The organism is Streptomyces sp. NRRL S-646 (assembly GCF_000720765.1).
Lineage (GTDB): Bacteria > Actinomycetota > Actinomycetes > Streptomycetales > Streptomycetaceae > Streptomyces.
The window spans coordinates 384782-402554 of the sequence record NZ_JODC01000009.1 but is presented as its reverse complement, the minus strand read 5'-3'; the positions used below and the strand labels follow the sequence as shown (position 1 = coordinate 402554).

13 protein-coding genes and 1 pseudogene are annotated in these 17773 nt (G+C 68.6%); 9 read left to right on the top strand and 5 right to left on the bottom strand.

Annotation, left to right across the window (positions count from 1 at the left end; genetic code table 11):
• Positions 1-82: 82 nt before the first annotated feature.
• The 6 genes from metG to IH68_RS0125175 all read left to right on the top strand — a co-directional run bounded on the left by metG (position 83) and on the right by IH68_RS0125175 (position 7039).
• Positions 83-1798, top strand: a complete 1716-nt coding sequence (gene metG / locus IH68_RS0125200; RefSeq protein ID WP_030939193.1) for a methionine--tRNA ligase — start codon at positions 83-85, stop codon at positions 1796-1798.
• Between the two features lie 129 nt (positions 1799-1927).
• A complete protein-coding gene (locus IH68_RS0125195) occupies positions 1928-3379 on the top strand; it encodes an AAA family ATPase (protein WP_030939190.1) in 1452 nt (483 codons plus the stop codon).
• Between the two features lie 86 nt (positions 3380-3465).
• On the top strand, positions 3466-3951 hold the full coding sequence (locus IH68_RS0125190) for a hypothetical protein (RefSeq protein WP_030939188.1): 486 nt from the start codon (positions 3466-3468) through the stop codon (positions 3949-3951).
• A gap of 9 nt (positions 3952-3960) precedes the next feature.
• Positions 3961-5523, top strand: a complete 1563-nt coding sequence (locus IH68_RS0125185; protein ID WP_051833709.1) for an ATP-binding protein — start codon at positions 3961-3963, stop codon at positions 5521-5523.
• Positions 5520-6389: a hypothetical protein gene (locus IH68_RS0125180; RefSeq protein WP_030939184.1), complete on the top strand. Its 870-nt coding sequence runs from the start codon at positions 5520-5522 to the stop codon at positions 6387-6389. The genes IH68_RS0125185 and IH68_RS0125180 overlap by 4 nt, the downstream gene beginning before the upstream one ends.
• 173 nt (positions 6390-6562) lie before the next feature.
• The gene (locus IH68_RS0125175) at positions 6563-7039 is read left to right on the top strand and encodes a hypothetical protein (RefSeq protein ID WP_030939183.1); all 477 of its coding nucleotides are present in this window, start codon (positions 6563-6565) and stop codon (positions 7037-7039) included.
• 6 nt (positions 7040-7045) lie between these two features.
• On the opposite strand, the pseudogene IH68_RS58255 reads toward IH68_RS0125175, so the two are convergent.
• Positions 7046-7246 (bottom strand): annotated as a pseudogene (locus IH68_RS58255) (pectate lyase); the annotation flags it as partial.
• Between the two features lie 294 nt (positions 7247-7540).
• Here IH68_RS58255 and IH68_RS0125165 point away from each other — a divergent pair.
• Complete coding sequence (locus IH68_RS0125165; protein WP_030939179.1) at positions 7541-8962, top strand: FG-GAP-like repeat-containing protein; 1422 nt, start codon at positions 7541-7543, stop codon at positions 8960-8962.
• Between the two features lie 84 nt (positions 8963-9046).
• Here IH68_RS0125165 and aspS read toward each other — a convergent pair whose 3' ends face one another.
• Entirely contained in the window at positions 9047-10810 is a 1764-nt protein-coding gene (gene aspS / locus IH68_RS0125160; RefSeq protein ID WP_030939177.1) for an aspartate--tRNA ligase, read from the bottom strand.
• A gap of 156 nt (positions 10811-10966) precedes the next feature.
• Between aspS and IH68_RS0125155 the strand changes: the two genes are divergently transcribed.
• Positions 10967-13126, top strand: a complete 2160-nt coding sequence (locus tag IH68_RS0125155; protein WP_030939175.1) for a SpoIIE family protein phosphatase — start codon at positions 10967-10969, stop codon at positions 13124-13126.
• Here IH68_RS0125155 and IH68_RS0125150 read toward each other — a convergent pair.
• The 3 genes from IH68_RS0125150 to IH68_RS0125140 form a co-directional block, all read right to left on the bottom strand.
• Complete coding sequence (locus IH68_RS0125150; protein ID WP_030939173.1) at positions 13099-14145, bottom strand: AI-2E family transporter; 1047 nt, start codon at positions 14143-14145, stop codon at positions 13099-13101. The genes IH68_RS0125155 and IH68_RS0125150 overlap by 28 nt on opposite strands.
• Before the next feature lie 87 nt (positions 14146-14232).
• Entirely contained in the window at positions 14233-15204 is a 972-nt protein-coding gene (locus IH68_RS0125145) for a pirin family protein (RefSeq protein WP_030939171.1), read from the bottom strand.
• 105 nt (positions 15205-15309) lie between these two features.
• A complete protein-coding gene (locus IH68_RS0125140; protein WP_030939169.1) occupies positions 15310-15777 on the bottom strand; it encodes an SseB family protein in 468 nt (155 codons plus the stop codon).
• Between the two features lie 149 nt (positions 15778-15926).
• Between IH68_RS0125140 and IH68_RS0125135 the strand changes: the two genes are divergently transcribed.
• The gene (locus IH68_RS0125135; RefSeq protein WP_030939167.1) at positions 15927-17753 is read left to right on the top strand and encodes an acyl-CoA dehydrogenase; all 1827 of its coding nucleotides are present in this window, start codon (positions 15927-15929) and stop codon (positions 17751-17753) included.
• The last annotated feature ends 20 nt before the right edge of the window (positions 17754-17773 follow it).

Below are 17773 nucleotides of genomic sequence, written 5' to 3'. Positions count from 1 at the left end.
CGGGCGGCCCACCCATGTCGGCTACGATTTCAAGGTTCGCAAAGAACCGAGAACCCGAAATCCGACCTGGGAGCAGCCCCCGATGGCTCGACACCTCATCACCAGCGCCCTTCCGTACATCAACGGAATCAAGCACCTGGGCAACATGGTGGGGTCCATGCTCCCGGCGGACGTGTACTCCCGGTACCTCCGCCAGCGCGGCCACGACGTCCTGTACATCTGCGCGACCGACGAACACGGCACCCCGGCCGAGCTCGCGGCGAAGGAGCAGGGCATCCCGGTAGCGGACTTCTGCGCCCAGGCACACGACGCCCAGAAGGCGGTCTACGACGGCTTCGCCCTCGACTTCGACTACTTCGGCCGCAGCTCCTCCCCGCAGAACGTCGAGATCACCCAGCACTTCGCCCGCCGCCTCAACGAGAACGGCTTCATCGAGGAGCGGGCGATCCGCCAGGTCTACAGCCCCGCCGACGGCCGCTTCCTGCCGGACCGCTATGTCGAGGGCACCTGCCCCCACTGCGGCTACGACAAGGCCCGCGGCGACCAGTGCGAGAACTGCACGCGCGTACTGGACCCGACCGACCTGATCAACCCGCGCTCGGCGATCTCCGGCTCCACGGACCTGGAGGTCCGTGAGACGAAGCACCTCTTCCTCCTCCAGTCCAAGCTGGAGAACGAGGTGCGCGAGTGGGTGGCCCGCCACGACAAGGACTGGCCGCAGCTGGCCTCCTCCATCGCCCACAAGTGGCTGACCGAGGGCCTGCACGACCGCGCGATCACTCGCGACCTGGACTGGGGCGTCCCGGTCCCGGCCGACACCTGGCCGGAGCTGGCCGCGGAGGGCAAGGTCTTCTACGTCTGGTTCGACGCCCCGATCGAGTACATCGGCGCGACGAAGGAGTGGTCGGACCTCGACCCGGAGAACCGCGACTGGAAGTCGTGGTGGTACGACGTCGACACCGACGTCCGCTACACGGAGTTCATGGCGAAGGACAACGTCCCCTTCCACACCGTCATGTTCCCGGCCACCGAGCTCGGCGTCCGCGAGCCGTGGAAGAAGGTCGACTACGTCAAGGCCTTCAACTGGCTGACGTACTACGGCGGGAAGTTCTCCACCTCCCAGAAGCGGGGCGTCTTCACCGACCAGGCCCTGGACATCCTCCCGGCGGACTACTGGCGCTACTTCCTGATCGCCAACGCCCCCGAGTCGGACGACTCGTCCTTCACCTGGGAGCACTTCACGGCCACGGTGAACAAGGACCTGGCGGACACCCTCGGCAACTTCGTCAACCGCGTCCTGTCGTTCTCCAAGAAGCGCTTCGGCGAGGAGGTCCCGGCGGGCGGCGAGCCGGGGGAGGCGGAGCGGAAGCTGGGCGAGCAGATCGCGGAACTCCTCGCCGAGTACGAGTCGCAGCTCGAGTCCCTCCAGTTCCGCAAGGCGGCCGCGGCCCTGCGCGCCCTGTGGTCCGCGGGCAACTCCTACCTGGAGGAGAAGGCCCCCTGGCTGGAGATCAAGACCAACAAGGACGGCGCGGCCCTGACCCTGCGCACGGCGATGAACCTGATCCACCTCTACGCGGTGGTCTCGCAGCCGTTCATCCCGACGACGTCGGCCGCCATGCGCGAGGCCTTCGACCTCTCCGGTGACACCGCGACCTGGGTCTCCCCGACCGAGGCGAAGTCCCTGACCGCCGTCCCCGCGGGCACGCCCTTCACCGTCCCGCCGGTCCTGTTCGCCAAGCTGACGGACGAGGACCTGGAGACGTACAAGGAGCGCTTCGGCGGCGAGCCCGCGTAACCACACAAGATCAGAAGGGCCCGGGACCGAACGGTTCCGGGCCCTCTTCGTGGCGCCACCGAGCAGCCGGGATGTAAGGTAGACCAGATCTACATAGAAGAAATCTACATAAACTCGGAGACCCCGGCGATGCCCTCTCCCTTCGTAGGCCGCGAGAGCGAGCTGGCCCTCCTCCGTAAACGCCTCGATCGCGTCACTGCCGACGGCACCGGTGCCTCGGTCGCCATAAGAGGGCGGCGACAGGTGGGGAAGTCTCGGCTCGTGCAAGAGTTCTGCGACCGCTCGGGCCGACCATACGTCTTCTACACCGCGATCAAGGGGGCATCGCCCTTGGAAGGCATCGCGGACTTCATGGTGGAGCTGCGTGAGTCCTCGCTCCCCGCCGACCCGGAACTCGTGCCCGGAACGGCCCCCGCCAACTGGCCCGACGCCTTCCGTACCCTCGCCGCACTGCTACCCGACGCTCCCAGCATCGTCGTACTCGACGAACTCCCCTGGCTCGCCGAACAGGACCCCGTGTTCGACGGCGCGCTGCAGACCGCCTGGGACCGGTTGCTGTCCAGCCGTCCGGTATTGCTGCTCCTGCTCGGCAGCGATCTGCACATGATGGAAAGGTTCACGGCGTACGACCGCCCCTTCTACGGACGCGCCGACAACTTCGTCCTCGGGCCGCTGAATCCAGCGGAGACAGGCAACGCTCTGGGGCTGGATGCGGCCGACGCCATCGACGCACACCTCGTCTCCGGTGGCCTGCCGGGGATTCTGCGTACCTGGCCGCGCGGCACCCCGGCGCTGGACTTCATCAGATCCGAGTGCGCCGACCCGGCCTCGCCTCTGTTCGGCGTGCCGGAGGCGACCCTGCTCGCCGAGTTCCCGGCACCGGACCAGGCTCGCCGAGTCCTTGAGGCGGTCGGCAGCGGCGATCGTACGCACGCCAACATCGCGGCGACGGCGGGGAGTCAGAGCGGGGCGCTGCCCTCCGGGATACTCTCCCCCCTGCTGCGCCGCCTCACCGACGAGAAGCACGTCCTCGCCTCGGAGGCCCCCCTCTCGACCAAGCCCGGCAAACCCGCCCTCTACCGCGTCGCCGACAGCAACCTGCGCCTCTACCTCGCTGCCCTGCGCTCCGCGCACGAGTTGTCCCGACGTGGCCGCCCCGAGGCCGCATACCGGGTTGTCGAGCGTCGCTGGGCCGCCTGGCGGGGCCGGGCGGTCGAACCTCTGATCCGCCAGGCCCTGGAACTGGCCGCCGCCTCCGGCGACTTCCCCTGGCCCGAGACGGACGTGGTCGGCGGCTGGTGGAACCGCCGGTTCACACCCGAGATCGACCTCGTCGGCGCCGACCGCGTCCCGGTGGCCGGGACCGTCTTCTTCGCGGGCTCCGTGAAGTGGCTCGCCTCCCCCTTCGACCAGCACGACCTGGCCGCCCTGGTGGAGGGCGCCGCCGAGATCCCCGGCTTCTCCTCGAACGTGGCAAACCTGGCCGTCGTGTCCCTGTCCGGCACGACGGCCGCGGTGGCGTCCGGCGGAGTCGGACTGGTGTGGGGGCCACAGGATGTGGTCTCCGCATGGCAGCCGTGACACCTGCCGGCCGACGGGGGTTGGTCAAAACCGCAGCGGGGCAAAGGTGAGTTACCTATGCTGCTGAGTCGGACGGGTGGGGGGCGATGGCGGCACCGGGAGAGACCAGGCCGGAAACGGCTTCGGTTCGCAATGAGTTCGCGCTGGAGCGGTACCGGTACATCCTGCAGCAGATCCACGCGGTGAACGAGAACGCGCACCGCTTCCTCACCCTCTACCAGACCCTCGCCACCGCACTGGTCAGCGCGGCCCTGCTCCTCTTCGTCGGCTACCAGAAGTGGGACCTGACACCGGACACCGCGCGCGGTGGAGTGATCGGGCTACTCGTCCTGGTGACGGTCGTCGCCGCCTTCACCAGCACCCTGATCGTGGTCGGGGCGATGAACTGGCTCGACTATCGCAACGAAGAGTGCGACATCACCGACGAGTTCGTCGGCCCGGCATTTCGGAAGCGTCCACGGCCGGGCAACTTCCTTCGCTGGTACGAGACTTACGTGCTGCTGTTCGTTCTCGTCTCGGTGATCACCATGTGGTTGATCGCCGCCTTGTTCCTCCTGCCGGCTATGAGGTGATCGTCCCCAGTGCCCGAGCACGACTACACCAGCACGTCTCTGCGGCAGAAAACCCTCGCCACGCGGTCGGGTGACGACCCGCAGGCCGAACAGCGGGAGCGACTGCGTTCGTCGTACGTGGAGCTGCGGAAGAAGGCGGCCGTGCTCCTTCAGGAGAACGCGCGCAGCATGCCCGACTTCACCGTCCACGACATCACTCACGTGGACGCCCTGTGGGAGACCGCCGATCTCGTCTGTGGCAACGCGGTGAAACTGAATCCCGCGGAGGCCTATGTGCTGGGCTGCGCCTTCGTGTTCCACGACGCCGCGATGGGCGAGGCCGCGTACGGCAGGAGCGTTCCCGACTCTCTCGGAGAGGAGCGGTGGCGTGACCTTCTGTCGGTGGCCTACTACCACCAGAAGGGATGCTGGCAGGACCAGGAGCAACTCGACGATCCTCCCGCCGAGATCGCCGCCGCGTGTCGGGCCGCCGCCATCCGCGAATCACACGCGGAGCAGGCCCGTCGGCTGGTGGACCAGTCGTGGCGGTCGAGCACGGGCCATGAGATCCGCCTCATGGAGGACGTCCTGTTGCGGGAGGCGTACGGTCCGCTGATCGGCAATCTGGCGGCGAGCCACTGGTGGCCGGTGGACCGGCTCGCCGGTGAGTTCCGCCGTGAGTCGGGCTCATGGCCGTGGCAGCCACGCGACTGGACCATCGACCAGCTCAAACTGGCCTGCATCCTGCGGCTGGCCGACGTGACCCAGATCGACGGCAGGCGTGCCCCGACCCTGTTGTTCGCGCTGCGCAACCCCCAGGGTCTCTCCCGCGAGCACTGGCGCTTCCAGACCCACGTCAGTCGGCCGGACCTGAACGGCGACCGAGTCACCTACAGCTCGGCACGGCCCTTTCTCCCGGAGGACGCGCCTTCCTGGTGGCTGGCCCTCGATTATCTGCGTGGCATCGACCAGGAGTTGAAAGCCGTCGATGCCCTCCTGCACGACCTCGGACTGAAGCGGCTCGCGGCCCGCGCCGTCGCCGGGGTCGACTCTCCGGAGCGCTTCGCCGATCACTTCCCCGCTCAGGGCTGGCGCCCCATCGACGCGACGGTCAAGGTGTCCGACATACCCGCCCTGGTCAGGAGCCTGGGCGGCGAGCAGCTGTACGGGGACGACCCCGAGGCCGCGGTACGCGAACTAATCCAGAACGCCCAGGACGCCGTACGCGCCCGCCAGGCACTACAGCCCGGCTTCCCCGACGGACGTATCGAGATCCGGCTGAGCCAGATCGATGGCTCCTGGTACCTGGAGGTACGTGACAACGGAGTCGGCATGGACGAGGAGACCCTCATCCATGGCCTGCTCGACTTCGGCAACAGCAGCTGGAGCTCCCCCGACATCCGCAACCGCCTTCCCGGGCTGGCCGGCGGCGGCTTCACCCCCAGCGGTCGGTTCGGCATCGGCTTCTTCTCGGTCACTCTGTGCCCATCCACACCTGGGATCCGGCTTCCCCCGAAGGCGATGTTCTGGCCCCGTTCTCGCTGGCCACCGGAGAGCCGGACGAGGTCTTCGACCGTCTCTACCCTGTCGTGACCGACGACTGGCGCGTCGGCGAGGAGAAGCGACGTCTGCAGATGCGGGACGACTTCGTCGCGCGGGCCACCGAACTGCGCGACGAGAAGGGGGCTCGCATCGGGCTGGCCACGCTCTGGAACGACCTGTACTACGAGGACGGTCACCGCAACTGGGGAATCGTGACACTTGGCGGCTTTCTGGCCGACCGGTCGCGCTCATTCGCCGGATACCTCACCGGACAGCCCAGTCGCGCGTCACGAGACCGGGCCACCCTGGCCGTAGATCAGGACCAGGTACGGGAATGGGTACGGACTCAGGAACAACAGCTGCGCAGCACAGGGCAGTTCGACGACCACCTGCAACTGGAACTGGCCAGCACCCTGTACCACGCCTTCAACTCGCTCCCCGAGGACGTGGCCTTCGCCATCACGTCACAGGGCGTGCTCCGCCCCTCCGGCATCACCGATTGGGCCGTGCAGCACGACAAGGTCTTCATGGTCGGCGGATCCCCTCTGGCCATGAACACCAGGCCCCCGGAGGTTTACCATTCCCGCTCCGGAAAGCGGGTGCAGATCCCCGTCGACTGGGCCTTCATGTACGACAACTATCCGGGCTCGCCGGTGTCGGATGTCTTTCCTTACGGTTCGCACCGTGACATGGCTTACGAGCACGCTCGCGACCACACCACATTGACTTGGCAGAAGATGTGGTGGCGCGTGTCGGGAACCATCCCCGGATACTTCATGCGCGCGTTGTGCCAGGCCTGGGAGTGCAGCATTCAGTCTCTGCTGGAACCGGTCGCACAACGCATGTGGTCGGACTCGCTCCACCTGGACGACGAGCGCGTCGGTCCCGTGTCCGGCTACCTGCTGAACCGCCCCTGAAAGACCGCCACCCCACCGACGCCGAACACCCCGCTGAAGGAGGGAACCGTAGATCGCCGGTTCGTGGCGTTCTGTGGAGATCGGCCGCCGTATCGTGAATCTTCGGCGAGGCCAATGGTGTCCTCATCGGCGACTGGGGGATATTGCCACGCCACATACGTAGGGTGTGCGCCATGGCAGTCCCCGAGGTCATACCGATCTCCTACGAACCGCACGGCCGGGCCGAGGCCATCGGCCGCTACGCGGACGGCCAGTTCCTGGGCACGGTCACGTACGCCTTTCCGCGCGGGTACCGTCCGGACGACGGCTGGGAAAACGAAAAACGCCTCTACGCGGTGCTCCACACCTTCGATGCCGAGGGCGAGTATCTCGACTCGGAGATCTGGTGTGCCGGCACCTGGGCCGAGCAGCAGCGCAACCCGCACGGAGGCGACTCGGTCCTCACCCGCGCCCGGGTGCACCTGGCGAAGCTGCTGCGCAGCCTGCCCCGGCGCTCCTACACGGACATCGCGATACGTCCGTTCCAACTCACCGTGGACGGCGTGCTGTTCGGCCTGGTGACCGGCCAGGACGAGGAGGGCAGCTGGGCCGAGCTCTACCCGGACCGTCTGTTCTTCGCCTCGCCCTGGGACGGCTCGTACGACACCTAGGCGCTGGGAGAGCACTCCGGCGCCCGTGGTCGTCGCCAGCTCCGTCAGCAGGTTCTTCGCCGACGGCTCCAGGCCCGCGGTCAGCGTCGGCTTCCAGTTCACCGTCGTCCTGATCTTCTTCGACGAGGCGGCGTTGTACGCGGCGACGAGGTCGGTCGTGGTGCCGTTGACGAGGTTGCCGCTGCCCGCGATGGAGCCGGTGCCGTTACGGCAGGCCGGAGCGGGAGCGGCCGCAGGTGGCGGGGTCGTACGCCAGAGGGGTCTGCGCGGAGTCGGCCTTCGCGCCGCCTGTCGTGCCCGAACCGGCGGCCGCCCAGCCGTCCTCGGCGGCGAGCGTGTGAACGAGCTTCCGTACCTAAGTGGCCTCCGGAATCAAGGGAGTTGCCGCGTCCGGCGAAAGATGTTCCGAGGGTCTTCCCGTCGCCTTCACGCAAGGAAGGCCTGGTAAGGTCCGCACGCTTGTGCGGTAACAGCAAGCTGGGCATTCACAGGGGGAAACTCATGCGCAGATGGGGTGTGGCCGCGTTCGTGGCCGCCTCTCTGGTCGGCGGCGTGCTGCTGCCGGCCGTACCGGCGGCCGCGGTGCACGGCGCCGTACCGGGCGACTTCAACGGCGACGGCTACCGCGATGCCGTCCTGCCCGCACCGGGCGCGAACGTGTCCGGCAAAACGGCGGCCGGTGCGGTCGTCATCCTCTACGGGTCGGCCTCCGGCCTGTCGGCCACCCATCGGAAGACGATCACCCAGAACACCGCCGGGGTGCCGGGCACCAGCGAGGCCTACGACCGCTTCGGCGCCGCCACAGCCACGGCCGACCTGAACCGGGACGGCTATGCCGACCTGGTGGTCACCGCGCCCAACGAGGACACCTCCAAGGGCACCGACGCGGGTGCGGTGACAGTGCTGTGGGGCAGCAGGAACGGGCTGACGAGCGGCACCGACCTGCCGACCCCGGCGACCGCAGCCCAGGAGCCGAAGTACTACGGTCTCGACGTCGCCGCGCTCAGTACCGGCGGCGGCACGAAGACCCGGGTCTCGGTCGCCGGATACGACGCGACCGTCCACTTCGAGGGCCCGTTCAGCCGCAACGGCTCCTTCGGCGCCGTCACCCTCAACACGGACACGCCCTCCGCCGAGTCCGTGGCCCTCGGCGACTTCGACGGCAACCGGATCCCCGACCCGGTCGTCGTCACCACCCGGCTGAGCGGCCTGAGCGGCGGCCAGGTCTCGGTGAACCCGTCCTACGGCGGCAACGAACTGCAGCAGGGCAACGGTCTGATCGCGGCCTCCGGCGACGTCAATGGCGACGGCTACGGCGACCTGGTGGTCGGCGACCCGGACGAGCCCGAAAGAGCAGGCGTCGACGGGGCGTTGGGCGGGCGCATCCTGGTCTGGTACGGCTCGAGGCAGGGCATCGCGAGTGACGCGAAGCCCGTCCAGATCACGCAGAACACCGCCGGTGTCCCCGATACGAGCGAGAAGGGCGACGCCTTCGGCGGCGCCCTCGCCGTGGCCGACCTCAACCGGGACGGGCTCGCCGACATCGTGGTCGGCTCCCCGTACGAGGACCTCGCCCGGCGCGACTCCGGCCAGGTGACGATCATCCCGGGCCGCGCCTCGGGCTCCCTCGGCACCGGCGCGTACTCCTTCTCCCAGGACACGGCGGGCGTCCCGGACACCTCCGAGACCGACGGCTTCTTCGGGACGACGGTCTCGGTGGGCGACATCAACAAGGACGGCAGGCCGGAGCTGTTCGTCGGCGCGGCCGGCGAGAACAACTACACCGGCGCCGTCTGGGTCTTCCCCGGCGGCTCCTCCCGTCCGACGGCCACCGGCAGCCGAGTGATCACGGCGAACGCGGTCGGCCTCACCCAGCGGGACAGCACCCTGCTGGGCGGCAACGGACTGCTCTGGGTTATCTGAACACACGCGGTACTACGACGCATTGCTCAAGCGAAAGGGCTCGAAACCGACGCCGGTTTCGAGCCCTTCGTATGCGCCTGTGGCTTACTTCGGCTGCGGCTTGCGCACCGACAGGTGCAGCTCCTTCAGCCGTGCCTCCTCCAGCTCCGTCGGCGCGCCCATCATCAGGTCCTGGGCGTTGCCGTTGAGCGGGAAGGCGATGGTCTCGCGGATGTTCGGCTCGTCCGCGAGGAGCATGACGATGCGGTCGACGCCGGGGGCGATGCCGCCGTGCGGCGGGGCGCCGAAGCGGAAGGCGCGCAGCATGCCGGCGAACTTCTCCTCGACGGTGTCACGGTCGTAGCCCGCGATCTCGAAGGCCTTCAGCATGATCTCGGGCTCGTGGTTCCGGATCGCTCCGGAGGACAGCTCGACGCCGTTGCAGACGATGTCGTACTGCCAGCCGAGGATGTCCAGCGGGTCCTGGGTCTCCAGGGCCTCCAGGCCCCCCTGTGGCATCGAGAAGGGGTTGTGCGAGAAGTCGATCGTGCCGGTCTCCTCGTCCTTCTCGTACATCGGGAAGTCGACGATCCAGCAGAACCGGAAGACGCCCTCCTCGAAGTGCCCGGCACGCTTGGCGGCCTCGACGCGGACCGCGCCCATGATCTTCGATACCTCGTCGAACTCGCCCGCGCCGAAGAACACGGCGTGACCGGCGGCCAGCGACAGCCGCTTGGTCAGCTCGGCGACGTTCTCCTCGGTGAGGAACTTCGCGATCGGGCCGGACAGCGAACCGTCCTCGGCCACCCGCACCCAGGCCAGGCCCTTCGCGCCCTGCGAGACCGCGAAGTCACCGAGCTGGTCGAAGAACTTCCGCGGCTGCGCGGAGACGTCCGGCACCGGCAGCGCACGCACGTGCTTGCCGGCGAAGGCCTTGAACTCCGAGCCCTCGAAGACATCGGTGATGTCGACGAGCTCCAGCTGGGCGCGCAGGTCCGGCTTGTCGGAGCCGTACTTCAGCATCGCCTCGCGGAACGGGATCCGCGGGAAGGGGGAGGTGACGTGGCGGCCGCCGCCGAACTCCTCGAACAGCTCGGTCATGAGCTGCTCGATCGGCCGGAAGACGTCCTCCTGCTCGACGAAGCTCATCTCGACGTCGAGCTGGTAGAACTCGCCCGGCGAGCGGTCCGCGCGCGCGTCCTCGTCGCGGAAGCAGGGCGCGATCTGGAAGTAGCGGTCGAAGCCGGAGATCATCAGCAGCTGCTTGAACTGCTGCGGGGCCTGCGGCAGGGCGTAGAACTTGCCCGGGTTGAGGCGGGAGGGGACCACGAAGTCGCGGGCGCCCTCGGGGGAGGTCGCCGACAGAATCGGGGTCGCCATCTCGTTGAAGCCGAGGGCGACCATCTTGGAGCGGATCGAGGCGATCACCGACGACCGCAGCATGATGTTCTTGTGCATGCGCTCGCGGCGCAGGTCGAGGAAGCGGTACTCCAGGCGCCGCTCCTCGTTGACCCCGTCCTCGGTGTTGATCGTGAACGGGAGCGGGGCGGCGGCGCCGAGCAGCTCGACCTCGCCGACCTCGACCTCGATCTCACCGGTCGGCAGGTCCGGGTTGACGTTCTCGGTGCCCCGGGAGACGACCTTGCCGTCGACGCGGACCGTGGACTCCTTGGTCAGCTTGTCGAGGGCCTCGTAGGCCGGGGTGCCCGGACGGGCGACGAGCTGCGTGATGCCGTAGTGATCGCGCAGATCGATGAAGAGGATGCCGCCCAGGTCGCGCCGATTGTGCAGCCAGCCACTCAGCCGGACGTCGGTGCCGACGTCAGAGGAGCGGAGCTCGCCGCAGGTGTGGGACCTGTACCGATGCATCGTCGTTCATCCAGTCTTCGCGGATCGGGGTCTGTGTCACTCAGGGTGTTTCACGTGAAACACCCCCAGCGTACCGGGCACCCCAAGATCGGCTCCCCACCATTAAGAGTGGGCAATCGGTGGCACTCCTCGATCACCTCTCCATAAAGTGGGGCAATGCGCACTGGTGAGCCTCTGCCCGCCGTGGGGGAGGTTCTCGCCGCCCTCGCGACCGGCCTGTGGCACTGGGACACCGCCACCGAACTCGTCACGGTCGACCCCGAGGCGGCTCGGCTGCTGGGGCTGCCCGCCGAGCAGACCACCCTCACGGAGGCCAAGGCCCGGGCCCGGCTCCATCCGGTCGACTGGAACGAGATCATCGCCGTCGTCGGGCTCGCCGTCACCGAGGGCACACTGGCCGAGGTGCGGATCCGGGTCATGGACGAGCACGGGCGGGTGATCCGTGTCGTCCGTTCCCGCTCCAAGCCGTCCTTCAACCCCGAGAAGAAGTCCTTCCAGCTGATCGGCACCCTTCAGGAGGTCACCGAGCCGACCCCGGGCACGCCGGCCGGACGCAGCGCCGTCACCGGCGACTGGCGGCGCTCCAGGGAGGCGTTCCTGCTGGACGCGGGCCGGGCGCTGGCCGAGGCGCGGTCCACGGAGGAGGTGCTGCGGGTCGCGGCGGGCCTGTCGATGCCGGGGTTCACCCCGGACGGGCTCGCGGTGTTCGGCGTGGAGGGCGACCGGCTGACGATCATCGGCCATCACGGGCACCAGCCCGGCGACGACGGCCCCTTCTCGCACATGGCCCTGGACACGGACTACCCCGCCGCCGAGGTGGTCCGCACCGGCCGCGCCGTCTATATCTCCACCCCCGAGCAGTACAAGTCGCGCTACCCGGCTGCCTGGCCGCTCGCCGCGTCCTTCAACCGCCATTCCTGGGCGTTTCTGCCGCTGACCGTGGCGGGCCGCACGATGGGCGCCTGGATGGCGGCCTTCGCGTACCCGGTCACGTTCAACCCCGACGAGCGGTCGGTGCTGACGACGGTGGCCCGCATGCTCGCCCAGGCCCTGTCCCGGGCCGGGACCGCCGAGACCGAGCGGGCGCTGACCGACGGCCTGCAGCGCTCGATGCTGCCGACCCTCGGCCCGCAGATACCGGGCATGAACGTCGCCGCCCGCTACGTGCCCACCGGCGGCGGCCTCCAGGTCGGTGGCGACTGGTACGACATGATCCCGCTGCCCGGGGGTCCCCCCTCTGGGGGCGGCCGGATCGCCCTGGTCATCGGCGACGTCCAGGGCCATGACGTGCGGGCGGCCGGCCTGATGGGCCAGCTCCGCATCGCCCTGCGCGCGTACGCCTCCGAGGGACACCGCCCCGACGCGGTGCTCTCCCGTGCCTCCCGCTTCCTGCACGGCCTGTCGGACGGCGCCATTCGGCCCGGCACCCCCGAGGAGGACGCCCTCGCGGACCTGCGCTTCGCGACCTGTCTGTACGTCGAGGCCGACCCGGCGACCGGCACCCTCGACATCGCGCGCGCCGGGCACCCGGACCCGGCGATCCGGATGGCCGACGGCACGGTGCTGGCCCGTCCGACGGCGGGCGGTCTGCCGCTCGGCATCGACCCGGACGCCGACTACCCGACCACCCGGATCATCCTCGAACCCGGCGAGACCATGCTGATCTGCACCGACGGTCTGATCGAGACCGGCGGGCACGACCTGGAGAGCGGCTGGCAGCGGATCCGCGCGATCCTCGAGGACCACAAGGGCGACCTGGAGGAACTGGCCGACGCCCTGGTCCAGGGGGTCCACGGCCCCTCCTCCCACCACACCACCGGGCCCTTTGCAGACCGGCGCGAGGACGACATAGCCGTACTGCTGCTGTCCCGGCCGGAGGAGGGCTGCGGAGAGACGGTGGTGGTGCGGCCGACGGTGCGCCGCACCATGCTGTCCGTCGCGCAGGCGGAACCGGAGCGGGTGGCGGTGGCCCGTCAGCACCTGCGCGAGCTGCTGCACGACTGGCCCTCGCCGGACCAGGTCGACTCGGCGGTGCTGCTGGTCTCCGAGATGCTCACCAACGTCCTGGTGCACACCGACGCCGACGCGCTGCTGCTGGCGGAGGTGCGGGGCGAGTCCGGCAGCCGTCGGATGCGCATCGGGGTCACGGACACCAGCGACGCCCTGCCGCACAAGCGCCGCCCCGGCGAACTGGCTTCCTCCGGGCGCGGGTTGATGCTCATCGAGCTGCTCGCGGACGCGTGGGGGGTGGACCCGCAGGGCGAGGGCAAGAGCATCTGGTTCGAGCTCTACGAGTCCGACGGCTCGGGTACCTGATACCGCGCCTGCAGTTCGTGTATGACGCCGAAGGCGGCGGCGGTGAGCGGCACGGCGAGCAGCATGCCGAGAACGCCGGCGACGGAGGCCCCCGCCGTGATGGCCACCATCACCACCGCGGGGTGCATCTGCACGGTCCGGCTCTGGATCATCGGCGTGAGCACATGCCCCTCCAGCACCTGGACCGCCAGCACCACCCCGAGCACCCACAGCGCGATCACGAACCCACGGTCGGCGAGCGCGACCAGCACGGCGACGGCGCCTGAGATGAAGGCGCCCAGGTAGGGGATGAAGGCCCCGACGAAGACGAGCGCGCCGAGCCCGATGGCACCGGGTACGTCCAGCACCAGCAGCCCCAGGGTGATGCAGACGGCGTCGATGAGCGCGATGACGCTGGTGCCGCGCATGAAGCCCTCGACGGCCTCGTAGGCCCGGCGGGCCATGGCCTCGAGCGTGTCGCCGCTCTCCCCCGGAGCGATGCCCCTGATCAGGTCGGCGGCCTTGTGCGAGTCCCGCAGGAAGAAGAAGACGAGGAACAGCGCCAGGACGGCCATGGCGATGGTCTCGCCGACGACGCTGACCCCGCTGATGACGTTGGAGGCGGCGGTCCCCCCGAACTTGGTGAGCAGGTCCTTGGCGTTCGTGGCGAGGTCGTCGAGCGAGGTCCCCGCGGCCCCGAAATGATCGGCGACCCCCTGAGCCGCGTCCTTCAGCGAGGCGACGATCTGGTCACCGGTGTCGATGAGCGCGGCGACGACGATGTACACGGCCCCGCCGACCACGGCCACGACCGCGACACAGGTGAGTCCGGCGGCGACGGACCGGTTGACCCTGGCCTTGACGAGCCGCCGGTGCAGCGGCCCCAGCAGGGCGGTCCCGAGCAGGGCGAGCAGCACGGGGACCACGGCGGTCCGCAAGGCCGAGCACAGCAGGATCCCGACATAGACCACCCCGGCCACCAACAGGATGATGGCGCACCAGGCAGCGAGCCGCCGGACGGGATCGGGAAGAAGCTGCACCCGTCCAGCGCATCACGCCCGCCCGCGCGGTGTCCTGCGCGGACGGACCAGCCGGGTGAGAACCCGGCAGTCCGCCCGCGCACGGTCCTACAGGCCGCCCTCGGTCATCCCGTGCACGGCCGGGACGGTCCCCAGCCGGCCCTTCTGGAAGTCCTCGAAGGCCTGCTGGAGTTCCTCACGGGTGTTCATGACGAAGGGGCCGTAGTGGGCCATGGGCTCACGTATCGGCTGCCCGCCCAGCAGCACGACCTCCAGGTCGGGGGTGTGCGAGTCCTGCTTCTCGTCCGCGCGGACCGTCAGCGCGGAGCCCGCACCGAACACGGCGGTCTGGCCCATCTCGACCGGCCGGCGCTCGGCTCCGACCGCGCCGCGGCCGGCGAGGACGTACGCGAGGCCGTTGAAGTCCTCGCGCCACGGCAGGGTGAGCTCCGCACCCGGCGCCAGCGTCGCGTGGATCATCGTGATCGGTGTGTGCGTGATGCCGGGGCCCTGGTGGCCGTCGAGCTCACCGGCGATGACCCGCAGCAGCGCGCCGCCGTCCGGGGTCGTCAGCAGCTGAACGTTTCCGCCGCGGATGTCCTGGTAGCGCGGGGCCATCATCTTGTCCCTGGCCGGGAGGTTCACCCACAGCTGCAGACCGTGGAAGAGGCCGCCGGACATGACGAGGGACTCCGGCGGGGCCTCGATGTGCAGCAGGCCCGAGCCCGCGGTCATCCACTGGGTGTCACCGTTGGTGATGGTGCCGCCACCGCCGTTGGAGTCCTGGTGGTCGAAGATCCCGTCGATGATGTACGTGACGGTCTCGAAGCCGCGGTGCGGGTGCCAGGGGGTGCCCTTGGGCTCGCCCGGCGCGTACTCCACCTCGCCCATCTGGTCCATCATGATGAACGGGTCGAGGTACTTGTAGTTGATCCCGGCGAACGCCCGGCGCACCGGGAAGCCCTCGCCCTCGAAACCGCTCGGCGCGGTCGTGACAGCGAGCACGGGACGTGCCACGGCGTCGGCCGGAGCGGCCACACGGGGCAGGCTCAGCGGGTTCTCGACGGTCACTGCAGGCATGTCGGTACCTCCTTGTGCGGCCAGTTTAGTTGAGCATTGAACTTTCTGCCACCCGTAACAGAGAAAGCCCGGAGGGCATTCCCTCCGGGCTCCGGCAGGCGGGTGTCAGCCGTACATTCTGCGCATCGCGAACTCGACCATCTGCTCCACGGCCTTCGCGTCGAAGACCATTCGGTGCTCGCCCTCCATGTCGAGGACGAAGCCGTAGCCGGTGGGGAGCAGATCGATGACCTCGGCCCCCGTGATCACGAAGTACTTGGACTCCTTGCCCGCGTACCGGCGCAGCTCCTTGAGCGAGGTGAACATCGGGATCACCGGCTGCTGCGTGTTGTGCAGGGCGAGGAAACCGGGGTTGTCGCCGCGCGGGCAGTAGACCTTCGAGGTCGCGAAGACCTGCTGGAAGTCCTCCGCGGACAGCTGGCCGGTGGTGAAGGCCCGTACCGCGTCCGCGAGGGACGGCGGGGACGGCTCGGGATACAGCGGCTGCTGCTGCCCGTAACCGCCGGGGCCCTGCTGCGGCTGGGCGTACTGCTGCTGAGCACCCGCACCCACGTTCTGGTCGTAGCCGTACATGAGCGCAAGAGTACTGAGTCACAGATGACCCATTCGGGGTTGCTTCTTATTACCGACGGGTAGCATCATCGTAGCTACTTGTTGGTACGTGAACTAGCGCGAGGAGCTACACCCGGTGCCTCGCCGATTTCTCTAACGGAGCCGTCGCCATGGGGCACTACAAGTCGAATCTGCGCGACATCGAGTTCAACCTCTTCGAAGTCCTCGGTCGGGACAAGCTGTACGGCACCGGCCCGTTCGAGGAGATGGACGTCGACACCGCCAAGAGCATCCTCGAGGAGCTGACCCGCCTCGCGGAGAACGAGCTGGCGGAGTCCTTCGCGGACGCAGACCGCAACCCGCCGGTCTTCGACCCGGAGACGAACACCGCCCCGGTCCCGGCGTCCTTCAAGAAGAGCTACAAGGCCTTCATGGACTCGGAGTACTGGCGCCTGGGCCTGCCCGAGGAGATCGGCGGCACCACCTCCCCGCGCTCCCTGATCTGGGCGTACGCGGAGCTCCTGCTCGGCTCGAACCCGGCCGTGTGGATGTACGCCTCCGGCCCGGCGTTCGCCGGCATCCTCTTCGACGAGGGCAACGAGGTCCAGAAGCACATAGCCAAGATCGCCGTGGAGAAGACCTGGGGCTCCACCATGGTGCTCACCGAGCCCGACGCCGGTTCGGACGTCGGCGCCGGCCGCACCAAGGCGATCCAGCAGGAGGACGGCTCCTGGCACATCGAGGGCGTGAAGCGCTTCATCACCTCCGGTGAGCACGACATGGAGGAGAACATCCTCCACTACGTCCTCGCCCGCCCCGAGGGCGCCGGCCCCGGCACCAAGGGCCTGTCCCTCTTCCTCGTCCCGAAGTACCTCTTCGACTTCGAGACCGGCGAGCTGGGCGAGCGCAACGGCGTGTACGCGACGAACGTCGAGCACAAGATGGGCCTGAAGGCCTCCAACACCTGCGAGATGACCTTCGGCGACCAGCACCCCGCCAAGGGCTGGCTGATCGGCGACAAGCACGACGGCATCCGCCAGATGTTCCGCATCATCGAGTTCGCCCGCATGATGGTCGGCACGAAGGCGATCTCCACGCTGTCCACCGGCTACCTCAACGCTCTCGAGTACGCCAAGGAGCGCGTCCAGGGTCCGGACCTCGCGAACTTCATGGACAAGACCGCGCCCAAGGTCACCATCACGCACCACCCGGACGTCCGCCGCTCGCTGATGACGCAGAAGGCGTACGCGGAGGGCATGCGCGCGCTGGTGCTCTACACCGCCTCCATCCAGGACGAGATCCAGGTCAAGGAGGCCGCGGGCGAGGACTTCAAGGCGCTGGAGGCCCTGAACGACCTGCTCCTGCCGATCGTCAAGGGCTACGGCTCCGAGAAGGGCTACGAGCAGCTCGCCCAGTCGCTGCAGACCTTCGGCGGCTCCGGCTTCCTGCAGGAGTACCCGATCGAGCAGTACATCCGCGACGCCAAGATCGACACCCTGTACGAGGGCACCACCGCGATCCAGGGCCAGGACTACTTCTTCCGGAAGATCGTCCGCAACCAGGGCGCGGCGCTGAACTCGCTCGCCGAGGACATCAAGAAGTTCCTGGCGCTCGGCGAGGGCGGCGAGGACCTGGCCGGCGCCCGCGAGCACCTCGCGAAGGCCGCCGTCGAGCTGGAGGCCATCGTCGGCCTGATGCTGACCGACCTCGCGGCGACCGAGCAGGACGTCAAGAACATCTACAAGGTGGGTCTGAACACCACCCGCCTGCTGATGGCCTCAGGTGACGTGGTCGTCGGATACCTGCTGCTCAAGGGTGCCGCGATCGCCGCCGAGAAGCTTCCGACGGCCTCCGCCAAGGACAAGGCGTTCTACACGGGCAAGATCGCGGCGGCGAAGTTCTTCGCTGCCAACGTCCTGCCGGGGGTCACCGGCGCCCGCAAGCTCGCCGAGAACGTCGAGCTGGACCTGATGGAGCTGGACGAGGCGGCGTTCTAACCTTTCCGGTTCTGGGTAGC